Raw genomic sequence first — 12,728 nt, 5'->3', positions numbered from 1 at the left:
ACAGCCGGCGGCGCGGATGGACTTCATGCTCGGCGATGCGGCTCCCGTCGTCGCCGTCACCACCGCCGATCTCGCCGAGCGTCTCGAGAGCTACAAGCTCTCCGTCATCGATGTCAACGATCCCAGCATCGGCACCCAACCGGCCACCGGACTGCCCGGGCCGGCAGAGGACGACATCGCTTACCTCATTTACACCTCGGGCACTACCGGTGTCCCCAAGGGCGTGGCCGTCAGTCACCGCAACGTCACACGGCTGCTGGAGACGTTGGACGCCGACCTCGAACTTTCGGGGCAGGTGTGGTCGCAGTGTCATTCGTTGGCGTTCGACTACTCGGTGTGGGAGATCTGGGGTGCGCTGCTGTACGGCGGCCGGCTGGTGGTCGTGCCCGAGTCGGTGGTCCGCTCACCGGAAGACCTGCTCAGCGTGCTGGTTCGTGAACAAGTCAGTGTGTTGAGTCAGACGCCCTCGGCGTTTTACGCACTGCAGACCGCCGACGCGCTCGCCCCCGAGCTCGCGGACCAACTCAAGCTCTCCACCGTCGTATTCGGTGGTGAAGCGCTCGAGCCCCAGCGTCTGGCAACCTGGCTGGACAACCATCCGGGATTGGCCCGGCTGATCAATATGTATGGCATCACCGAGACGACGGTGCACGCCTCGTTCAGGGAGATCGTCAGCAGCGACGTCGAGCGAAACGCCAGCCCGATCGGCGTGCCGCTGGCCCACCTCGCCTTCTTTGTGCTGGACAGCTGGTTGCGCCCGGTACCCGCCGGCGTGGTCGGCGACCTGTACGTCGCCGGTGCCGGCCTGGCCTACGGGTATGTGGGTCGGGCGGGGCTAACGGCGTCACGATTTGTGGCCTGCCCGTTCGGCGGAGCGGGAGCGCCCGGAAGTCGTATGTATCGCACCGGGGACGTCGTGTCGTGGGGCGCGGACGGCCAACTGCGATATCTGGGACGTGCTGATGAGCAGGTCAAGATCCGCGGCTACCGCATCGAGCTCGGTGAGGTCCAAGCGGTACTGGCCGCACTGGACGAGGTGCAGCAGGCGGTGGTGATCGCACGCGAGGACGTCCCCGGCGACAAGCGCCTGGTCGGTTACGTCACCGGGACCGCCGAGCCGGCCGCGCTGCGCACGGCCCTGGCCGAGCGGCTCCCGGCGTACATGGTCCCCACCGCGATAGTGCCGATCGACGCCTTGCCGCTGACTCCGAATGGCAAGCTGGACACCCGCGCACTGCCCGCACCGGGATACCAGGAGGCCGGTGGCTACCGTGCCCCGACCAACGCCGTCGAGGAGAAGCTGGCCGACATCTACGCGCAGATCCTTCGGCTGGAGCGGGTCGGGGTCGACGACTCCTTCTTCGAACTGGGTGGCGACAGCATTCTGTCGATGCAGGTTGTCGCGCGGGCCCGTGCCGTCGGGGTGGTTTGCCGGCCGCGTGACATCTTCGTGGAACAGACCGTTGCCCGGCTGGCCAGGGTAGCCACCGTGACCGACGGCTCGGAAACCGTGATCGATGAGGGCGTCGGGCAGGTATTGGCCACGCCGATCATGCACTGGCTGCACAGGCTGGATGGTGCGGTTGATCAGTTCAATCAGACCATGGTGGTGCAGGCGCCGGTGGGAGCCGGCGAGGCCGATGTCGTGGTGATGCTGCAGGCATTGCTGGATCGGCATGCCATGCTGCGGGTGCGCGTCGAGGACGACGGTGCAGACGGTTGGTCGCTGCACGTGCCCGAGGCGGGTTCGGTTGCCGCCGGCGGGTGCCTGCAGTCGGTGGGCGTCCTGTCTGAAGCGGCGCTGGTCGAGGCGCGGTCCTCGTTGAACCCGGCCGCTGGGGTGATGCTGAGCGCGGTGTGGGAGGGCTCCACGGGGCGGTTGGTGGTGATCATCCACCACCTTGCCGTCGACGGGGTGTCCTGGCGGATCCTGCTCGAAGACCTCAATATCGCTTGGGCGCAGCATCACTCAGGTCAGCCCGTAGCGTTGCCACCCGGCGGGACGTCGTTTGCCCGGTGGGCGTCGCTGTTGGCCGAGCACGCGCGCCGCCCGGAAGTCGCAGAGCAGGCCGGTGCCTGGCGGCAGGTCGCGGAGTCTGCTCCCGCCATGCTGCCGGCGGTACAGCCTGCGATGGACACGATCGCCACCGCAGGGTTGCTGTCGGTGGAGCTGGGCGCCGACACCACCGGCATGCTGCTCGGTCAGGTGCCATCGGCGTTCCACGCCGGGGTGCAAGACATCTTGTTGATCGCGTTCGCGATGGCGGTGGCGGAGTTTCTGGGAACCGGAGCCGCGCCGATCGGCATCGACGTCGAGGGACACGGGCGTCACGACGAACTGGCCCCCGACGTGGACCTGTCGCGGACCGTGGGATGGTTCACGGCGATCTACCCGGTGTCACTTGCCGTGGGCGGGCTGTCGTGGGAGCAGATCGTGGCCGGCGAGGCTGAGCTGGGAGCGGTGATCAAGAACGCCAAAGAACAACTCCGCGCCCTGCCCGACCCGCTCAGCTACGGTCTGCTGCGCTACCTGAACGCCGACGCTGACCTCGGCGAGTTCGATCCACCGATCGGTTTCAACTATCTGGGCCGATTGGGTGGCCCGGCGACCCAGCTATCGGACGAACTGTGGCGGGTCAGCGAGGACGGCTTGTCGTTGACCGTCGCTGCCGCGGCGGTGCCCATGTCGTTGGCGCACACGCTGGAGCTCAACGCCAGCACCGTGGATACGGATTCCGGCCCGCATCTGCATGCCAATTGGACGTGGGCGCCCTCAGCGCTCGACGAAGCGCAGGTCAGAAGGCTTAGCCAGTTGTGGTTCGACGCCCTGACCGGTATCTGCGCCCATGTGCAGAGCGGCGGAGGCGGGTTGACTCCTTCTGATATCGCGCCTGCCAGGCTCAGCCAGCGACAGATCGACGAGCTCGAGACGCAATACTCGATTGCCGACGTGTTACCACTCACGCCATTGCAGGAGGGCATGCTATTTCACGCCAGCTTCGCGCAAAGCCCCGGCGATCTGAGTGAGTTGTATGCAGTGCAGCTGGATATCACCGTGAGCGGTCCACTCCACCAGCAGCGCTTGCGCGACGCGGTGCAAACGGTTATCAACCGGCATCCGAACCTGGCGGCCCGATTCAGCGAAGAGTTCGACGAACCGGTCCAGATCATCCCGGCTGATCCCGTGGTGCCCTGGCGTTATGTTGACCTCAGCGCAGCAGAAGACGAGGTAGATGAGCAGGTGCGGCAGGTGTGCGTCGCGGAGCGCGCGGCCGCCTGTGACCTGGACCAGTCGCCAGTTCGGGTGGCGTTGATCCGGATCGCGGAAGACCGGCACCGATTTGTGCTGAGCAATCACCACATCGTGCTTGATGGCTGGTCAATGCCAGTTCTGTTGGGGGAGATCTTCGCCAGTTACCACGGTCAGCGGCTGCCCGCGGCGGTCCCATATCGCAGGTTCGTCAGTTGGCTGGTGGATCGCGATCGCGATGCCGCCTTCACGACCTGGCGCGACGTGCTCGATGGCTTCAACACGCCGACGCTGGTCGCCGGGCCAAGCCGGCCCGGGGTCGGACGACGGAGCGTCGCATCGTTCCGGGTGCCGGAAGTAACGACACGGGCGCTCGTCGAATTGGCGCGCTCGCACCACACCACAGTCAACATCGTGCTGCAAGGCGCCTGGGCGCAGGTGCTGACTTCGCTCACTGGCCAGCACGACGTCGCGTTCGGCCTCCCGGTGTCGGGACGGCCAGCCGAACTGCCCGGCGCAGACTCGATGGTGGGCTTGCTGATCAATACGGTGCCGGTTCGCGCGAACATCACGCCCGCCACTACCACCGCCGAATTGCTGAGCCAGCTGCAAAACGTCCACAACCAGACCCTTGAGCACCAGCACTTGGCGTTGAGCGAGATCCATCGCGCGGCTGGCCATGACCAGTTATTCGACACCCTCCTCGTGTTCGAGAATTACCCAGTCGATACGGCCGCACTGTCGGGTGTCGGTGAGCTGGCCATCACTGAATTCGCTGCGCGCGAATACAACCACTACCCCCTTGCGGTGCAGGCGGTTCCGGGTAGTGAACTGAACCTCCGCGTCGAATTCGACACCGAGCTGTTTGATGCGGAAAGCATCGACGCGTTGATGGAGCGGCTAGAGCGCGTGATGCTGGAGATGGCAGCTGATCCAGGGCGCCGGTTGTCGTCGATGAATATGCTCGATACGGCCGAGCGTGACAGGCTGGATCACCTTGGCAACCGAGCGGTGTTGACCCAGCCGGCTATGCCAGATGTGTCCATCCCCGCGTTGTTTGCCGAGCAGGTGGCGCGCGCCCCGGAGGCCGTGGCATTGGTCTGCGGACAACGGTCGTGGTCCTACCGCGAGCTAGACGAGGCAGCTAACCAGTTGGCGCACCTGCTGGCTGCGCAGGGTGCGGGTCCAGGGCAGTGTGTTGCATTGCTGTTCTCCCGGTCGGCCGAGGCGATCGTGTCAATACTGGCTGTGCTCAAGACTGGCGCGGCGTATCTGCCGATCGACCCCGCGCACCCGCGGTCCCGGGTGGAGTTCATGCTTGCCGATGCCGCGCCGATCGCGGCGGTCACAACCGCTGAGTTGGCTGACCGGCTGGACGAGATCGACCTGACGGTGATCGATGTCAACGCTCCGGTGGACGCCAGACCCGCCTCCGCTTTGCCCGCGCCGGCGGCTGATGATCTTGCCTACATCATCTTCACTTCGGGTACCACCGGTGTGCCCAAGGGCGTGGCCATCACCCATCGCAATGTCATCCAGTTGGCCAACTCACTCGACGGCACAGGTTTGCCGTCGGGACCCGAACGTGTGTGGTCGCAGTGGCACTCCTATAGCTTCGACATCTCGGGCTGGGAGATCTTCGGCGCTCTCCTTCGAGGTGGACGGCTGGTGGTTGTGCCCGAGTCGGTCGCCAGCTCACCGGACGACTTCCGCGCCCTACTGCTCGCCCAGCGCGTCAATGTCCTCAGTCAAACCCCCTCGGCGGTCGGGGCATTGTCACCAGAGGGCCTGGAGTCGGTGGCTTTGCTGGTGGGTGGGGAGGCCTGCCCGCCAGAGGTGATGGATCGGTGGGCGCCCGGACGGGTGATGATCAATGAATACGGCCCGACCGAGACGACGATGTGGGTCACGATCAATGCCTCGCTGAAACCCGGGTCGGGCGCGGTGCCGATCGGATCGCCACTGCCGACGGCGGCATTGTTCGTCCTTGACGGGTGGTTGCGGCCGGTGCCCGCCGGAGTGGTCGGCGAACTGTATGTGGCCGGTCCGCAGGTCGGCGCCGGGTATTGGCGCCGAGGCGGTTTGACCGCGTCGCGCTTCGTCGCTTGCCCCTTCGGCACATCCGGGACGCGCATGTATCGCACTGGGGATCTGGTGCGGTGGGGCTCCGACGGACAGCTGCAGTACCTCGGGCGCGTCGATGAGCAGGTCAAGATCCGTGGGCACCGCATCGAGCTGGGCGAGGTGCAGGCATCCCTTGCCGGTCTGGACGGGGTGGAACAGGCGGTGGTGATCACTCGCGAGGACCGCCCGGGCGACAAACGCCTGGTTGGTTACATCACCGGCGCAGCGGACCCGGTGGCGGTGCGGAACGCTCTGGTCGATGTGCTGCCGGCGTATATGGTGCCGTCGGCCGTGGTGTCGGTGGGCGCTCTGCCCTTGACGGTCAACGGCAAACTGGACAAACGTGCCCTGCCAGCACCCGAATACCAGGATGCCGGCGATTATCAGGCGCCAGCCAACGCGACGGAAGAGACCCTGGCAGGCATCTACGCCCAGGTGCTAGGCCTCGACCGCGTAGGGGTCGAAGAGTCATTCTTCGATCTGGGCGGGGATTCGCTGTTGGCGATGCGGGTGGTCGCCGCAATTAACAAGTCTTTAGACGTGCGCCTGGCGGTACCGACCTTGTTCAACGCGCCGTCTGTTCGAAGCTTGAGCCAGCAGCTGGCCAGAAAAACCTTCTCGGACAGCTTTGTGTCCGTGCACGGCCGCGATGTTGCGGAAGTGCACGCTCGTGACCTCACGCTGGATAAATTCCTCGATGTCGGGACGCTGAACGGAGCCCCCACGCTCCCTGGCCCAAGCGCCGAGGTGCGGACAATCCTGTTAACCGGGGCGACCGGCTTCCTGGGGCGCTACCTGGCTCTTGAATGTTTGAAGCAGTTAGAGCAAGTGGACGGCACGCTGATTTGCCTGGTGCGAGCTAAGTCCAATGAGGATGCGTGGCGGCGTCTTGAGAGCGTCTTCGACTCTGGCGACCCCGACCTACTTGCCTATTTCCGTGAGTTGGCAGCCGATCATTTAGAGGTCATCGCGGGTGATAAGGGCGAAGCCGACCTCGGTTTGGACCAGCAGACCTGGCAGCGGCTCGCGGCCACAGTCGATTTGATCATTGATTCAGCGGCCCTTGTCAACGGTCTGCTGCCGTACAGCGAGCTGTTCGGCCCCAACGTGGAGGGCACCGCCGAGCTGATCCGCATCGCGCTCACCACGAAGATGAAGCCCTACAGCTACGTGTCGACTGTCAACGTAGGAGATCAGATCGATGCGTCGGCGTTCACTGAGGACGGCGACATCAGGGTCATCAGCCCCACCCGCGCGATCGACGACAGCTACGGCAACGGCTATGGCAACAGCAAGTGGGCGGGCGAGGTGCTGTTGCGCGAGGCAAACGATTTGTGTGGGCTGCCGGTCGCGGTGTTCCGCAGCGGAAGGATCATGGTCGACACCTCTTACCAGGGTCAGATCAACGTGCCGGACCTGTTCACCCGGATGGTACTGAGCGTCGTCGCTACTGGCATCGCACCCCATTCCGTGTACGAGCTCGACAGTAACGGGAACCGCCAGCGTGCTCACTACGACGGGCTGCCCGTGGGATTTGTGGCCGAAGCGGTCGCCACGCTCGGCGCCCAAACGGTCAGCGGGTTCCAGACCTACCATGTGATGAATCCGCACGACGACGGGATCGGATTCGACCAGTACGTCGACTGGCTGATCGAGGCGGGATACCCGATCCGGCGCATCGATGACTTTGCGGACTGGGTCGAGCAGTTCGAGGCCGCCTTGGTTGCCCTGCCGGATCGACAGCGCCAGCACTCAATACTGGATGTGTTGCGTGCGGTTCTGCGCAATGCCGCAGAGGTGCGGCCCTTCGAACCCGAGCGCACGTCCGTTGCACCGGCAGACCGATTCCGTGCTGCGGTGCAAGAAGCCAAGATCGGCTCCGACAACGACATTCCGCACATCTCGGCGCCGATCATCATCAGGTACGTCACCGACTTGCAGGGGCTCGGCCTGCTCTAGCCGTTGAGTGCGCTGTGGCGGCCTTGAGTGTTGTAGGGCTCCAGCGAGGGCGCAGGCCCGCGGGTGTCGGTGTGATGAGTGCGTCTGCCGGCTGGTCATCGACCAGGTCGTGCACCTAGTCATTGGCGATGCGGCCCGAGATCGGTTGTCGGCAACTTTTCCGGCAACAATAGCCACTTACGCCAGCAAAGCGTCTTACCAACTCGGCACTAGGGCCATGCCGCCAGCCCAGCAATTGACGATTGCGCATATAAATTCCGCCGAGCCGCCCATCTCAGCGCCATAGCGGGTGCCGCCACCGGTTCGAGCCGGAGCCGCTCTCGAAACCGTCCGGCGAGCGACGCTCGCGCGTGCGCGAGTTTGCCGGTTCCCGTGATAACGAAGGTCGTCATAGATCGGCGCGCCGAGCTGCGTTGCCTGATGCATCCACCGGTCCCACGAGTTCCGACCGAATTATCCCTGTACCTGGCCCCTTGGACCGCATGGCTTGGCGGGCCAGTGATAGCCGCCGGCGTAGCGGTTGCGTTTCGCACCCCTGACCTGCCGTGCGGTGAATGACTGTGGTCTCGCACACATTAGCTGAAAACCGCGTCCGGCTTGGTGACCTTCATTATGCTGACAGCAGTCATACCGACCGCAGGTATTGAACACAAGTATAACCAAACTAGCAGTTTGCGGCAGAACTTCGTTCGACAATCACCTGTTGCGTGAGCACTGGCAACCGGCGACGTAGACGAAGGAATCGAAAGCCGCTGACGCAAAGGCAAATATTTGCGGACCGGTATTGCCGGGTTGCTGACGAGTAAAGGGTGCGCTTTGGGAGAGCATGTGAGACTGGACGACCGACCACTTCCACTGACGCGCGGCCAGCTGGATATATGGCTCGCGGAGGAGACGGGCAGCTTCGCGGCGAGGTGGCAGCTGGGCGTGTATATGCGAATCGCGGGCTCACTCGACGTCGATTTGTTCGAGACCGCGGTACAGCAGGCGGTTGGTGAGGCCGAACCACTACGAGCTGCTTTTTTCGAGGTTGATGGTCAGATCGTCCAAAGGGTGATCGACGATCCCGACGTCGAGCTCGCCCGTTATGACCTCACACGCTCGCAGGATCCCGAGCGGGAAGCTTATCGACTGGCGACATCTATTCAACGCACAGTGATGCCGCTCAGCGGGCCGCTATTCAAATTTGCGGTGTTTCAGACTGGTGCGAATGAATTCTACTGGTTCGCGTGCTGCCACCATATTGTGGTCGACGGCATTAGTCTCGCTCTTGTTTGCCATCGGGTCGCGACCATCTACAACGCAATTACCTCCGGAACGTCGATTCCGCCGACCTTTTTTGGATCGCTGTCTGATCTGATCGACTGCGAGCTGGAATATGAATCTTCCAGCGATTATCTCGATGACCAGGAGTATTGGACCCGGATTCTCCAATCGGGAAGCGAGTCGCAATATCGGTCGGTGGAAGCAGTAACAGGTCCCAACGAGAACGAGTCCGCGGCACCGGTGCAATTAGACCCTTCAGCGGTTGCCGGAATTGACGAGTTGGCCGGGAAGTTGGGCATGCGTCGGTCGTCGGTGATTACTGCGGCGTGTGCGCTGCTGGTCGGCGGGTGCGATATCGAGAATTCGGAGATCGTGTTCGATTTCCCGGTGAGCAGGCGGGTGCGGCCGGAGTCCAAGCTGGTGCCGGGAATGATCTCTGGGGCGGTGCCGCTGGTGTTGAAGGCGTCACCGGGGTCGACGGTGGCCGGCTTTTGTGAACACGTCGACAGGCGGATTCGAGAAGCGTTGCAGCATCAGCGGTTCCCGGTGCACGCGTTGGAGAATGCGGGGCATTTCCGGGGTCCCGGGCAGGCGTCGAATCGGGTGGCCGTCAACTTCATCCCCACCACGCACCTTTCGGACCTCAATGGCTCTGCGGTGACGGCGACGTTGACTCATGACGGGTTGGGGGATCAGTTCCGGCTGGTCTTTTTCCGGGACGAGGATCAGCTGTTTTTGTCCACGCCGGGTGCGGGGCAGTTGCTGCCCAATTGCGATCTCGGGGAGTTGGCCACGCGGCTAGAACGGGTGTTGGTGGCGATGGCTGCCGATCCGGTGCGGCGGTTGTCGTCGATGGGTCTGCTTGATGGGGCCGAGCAGGCGCGGCTCGATGAGCTGGGTAATCGGTCGGTGTTGGCCGCGGCGGTGGGGTCCTCGGCGTCGGTTCCGGAGTTGTTCGCCGCTCAGGTGGCTCGCGCTCCCGAGGCGGTGGCGCTGGTGTGTGGGCAGCGCCGGTGGACCTATCGCGAGCTTGATGAGGCCGCCAACCGGTTGGGGCATCATCTGGCCGGTCGGGGTGTGGGGCCTGGGCAGTGTGTGGCGTTGTTGTTTGCCCGTTCGGCTGAGGCGATTGTGTCGATCTTGGCGGTGTTGAAGACTGGGGCGGCGTATTTGCCGATGGATCCGGCGTTGCCGACGGCGCGGTTGGAGTTCATGCTTGCCGATGCCGCGCCGATTGTGGCGGTCACGACCCAGGATTTGGTGGAGCGCCTCGATGGCTGTGATCTGCCGGTCATCGATGTCGGTGCCGCCGAGATCCAGGCGTGTGCGTGCACGGGGCTGCCGGCGCCTGCGCCCGACAACATCGCCTATATCATCTACACCTCGGGCACCACCGGCATCCCCAAAGGCGTAGCCATTGCCCATACCGGCATCGCCGACCTTGTCGCTACTCACGTCGAACGTCTGGGCATTACGCCCGCCAGCAGGATCCTGCAGTTTGCGCCGTTGTCGTTCGACACGTCCGTCGGGAATCTGTGGTACGCGCTGCTGTCTGGAGCGGCCGCGGTGATCCCAGTCGAGGACCAAGCGCTTCCCGGCATGGAGCTGGTTGAATTGATGAGTCAACAGCAGGTGTCCCACGCCGTATTCACGCCCACGGCGCTGGCAGCCCTCCCGCCCGATCAACTGGGCGGGATGACGCTGGTGGTGGCGGGTGAGGCGTGCACAAAGGAACTGGTGGACCGGTACGGTCCTGTCGCCACCCTGATCAACGAGTACGGGCCGACGGAAACGACTGTTGACGTCACCATGTCCAGCCCTCTCGGTTCGGATTCCGCGGGTCCGCCCATTGGTTATCCGGTGTCCAGCGCGGCATTGTTTGTTCTGGATGGATGGTTGCGGCCGGTGCCCGTCGGTGTGATCGGCGAATTGTATGTGGCGGGCCGAGGCGTCGGATGCGGGTACGTGCGCCGGCCCGAGTTGACGGCGTCGCGGTTCGTGGCGTGCCCGTTCGGCGGGGTTGGCGCCCGGATGTATCGCACGGGGGACTTGGTGTCTTGGGGTGCCGATGGCCAGTTGCGTTACCACGGGCGTGCCGATGAGCAGGTCAAGATTCGCGGATATCGGATTGAGCCGGGCGAAGTGGGTGCGGCACTGGCCGCGCTGGACGGGGTGGAGCAGGCTGTAGCGATTGCCCGCGAGGACCGTCCGGGCGACAAGCGTCTGGTGGGTTATGTGACCGGGGTCGTGGATCCGGTTGCCGCGCGGGCGAGCCTGGTGGATCGGCTCCCGGCGTATATGGTGCCGGCCGCGGTGGTGGTGCTGGACGTGCTGCCGTTGACGGTCAACGGGAAATTGGACACTCGTGCGCTGCCCGCACCGGAATATCAGGACGTCGATGGTTATCGCGCGCCGGGCTCCGCGGTCGAAGAGACCTTGGCCGCCATTTACGCGCAGGTGCTCGGCCTTGAGCGCGTAGGAGTTGACGAGTCGTTCTTCGAGCTTGGCGGGGACAGCATTTTGTCCATGCAAGTGGTGGCGCGGGCGCGACTGGCCGGGGTGATGTGCCGGCCGCGCGACGTGTTCGTCGAGCAGACGGTGGCCCGGTTGGCGGGGGTCGCGCGAGTGGTCGACGGTGAGGGCGCTGTGGCCGATGACGGTCTGGGCCCCGTGGCGGCCACCCCGATCATGCGCTGGCTGCAAGGCGTGGGCGGCGGGGTCGAGCAGTTCAACCAGACGATGGTGATTCAGGCGCCCGCACGGGTCTGCGAGACGGATGTGGTGGCGGTTCTGCAGGCGTTGCTGGATCGGCATGCGATGTTGCGGCTCCGCGTGGATGACGATGGGGCCGGGGGCTGGTCGCTGCAGGTGCCCGAGGCGGGGGCCGTCGATGCCGGCGGCTGCCTGCAATCGGTGGACGTGATGTCCGAGGAAGCGCTGGTCAAGGCGCGGTCGCGGTTGAACCTGGGTGCCGGCGTGATGCTCAGCGCCGTATGGGTGGCGTCCACGGGGCAGTTGGCGTTGGTCATTCACCATTTGGCCGTCGACGGGGTGTCCTGGCGGATATTGCTCGAGGACATCAACATCGCCTGGGCACAACGCCAGAGCGGCCAGCCGATGGCGTTGCCGGCGGGTGGGACGTCGTTTGCGCGGTGGTCGTCGCTGCTGGCCGAGTATGCGGGGGACGCGGCGGTTGTCAAGGAGGCCGAGAGATGGCGGGAAGTGGCCGCGACGCCCTCGGTGTTGCCGGCGGTGCAGCCGGCGGTAGACACGTTTGCCACGGCGGGGCGCCTGTCGGCCGATTTGGATCCCGAGACCACGCGGATGCTGCTCAGCGAGGCGCCCGCGGCCTTTCATGCCGGGGTTAATGAGATTCTGCTGATCGCGTTCGGGATGGCGTTGGCGGAGTTTCTAGGCACCGGCGGGTCGCCGATCGGCATCGACGTCGAGGGCCACGGGCGTCAGGAAGAGTTGGGCCTCGACATCGACCTGTCGCGCACAGTGGGCTGGTTTACCACCCAATATCCGGTGTCGTTGGCGGTTGGTCGGCTGAGCTGGGCACAGGTGCGATCGGGTGACGCCGCGCTGGGGGCGCTCATCAAACGCGCCAAAGAACAGCTGCGGGACCTTCCGGACGGTGTGACCTATGGGCTGCTGCGGTATTCGAACAGCGACGTTGACCTCGATGGGTTTGATGCGGCAATCGGATTCAACTACCTGGGGCGGTTCGGCGAGCCGAGCGCGCAAACCTCGGGTGATCTGTGGCAGATCAGCCCAGAGAGTTTGTCGTTGACAGCGGCGGCCGCAGCGGTCCCGATGCCGCTGATGCACACCCTAGAGCTCAATGCGGCCACCATGGACACCGAGACGGGCCCGAGCTTGCACGCCAACTGGACGTGGGCGCCCTCGGCCCTCAATCATGCGCAGGTAGCCCGGCTCGGCCAATTGTGGTTCGACGCCCTCGCCGGTATCTGCGCACACGTGCGCCGTGGTGGGGGCGGGCTGACTCCCTCCGACATCGCGCTTACCGGACTCAGCCAGCAGCAGATAGACGAGCTTCAGCGCCAATATGCGGATTGCTGACGGCCCTGCCGCGCGGGGGTGAACGCCTCGAGACAGAAAACGACTC

The 12,728-nt window shown here is 64.6% G+C and carries 1 protein-coding gene and 1 pseudogene; both read left to right on the top strand.

Annotated elements, in window-relative coordinates; translation table 11 throughout:
- On the top strand, positions 1 to 7,333 hold a 7,333-nt coding region (locus AC5Y4T_RS18085), incomplete at its 5' end, for an amino acid adenylation domain-containing protein (RefSeq protein ID WP_499954659.1).
- A gap of 828 nt (positions 7,334 to 8,161) precedes the next feature.
- A pseudogene (locus AC5Y4T_RS18080) lies at positions 8,162 to 12,670 on the top strand (amino acid adenylation domain-containing protein); the annotation flags it as partial.
- Positions 12,671 to 12,728: the final 58 nt, after the last annotated feature.

The sequence above is a fragment of the Mycobacterium sp. NGS11 genome, assembly GCF_059813315.1.
Note: the sequence above shows the minus strand (reverse complement) of the source record. Positions and strands in the feature narration are given on the sequence as shown.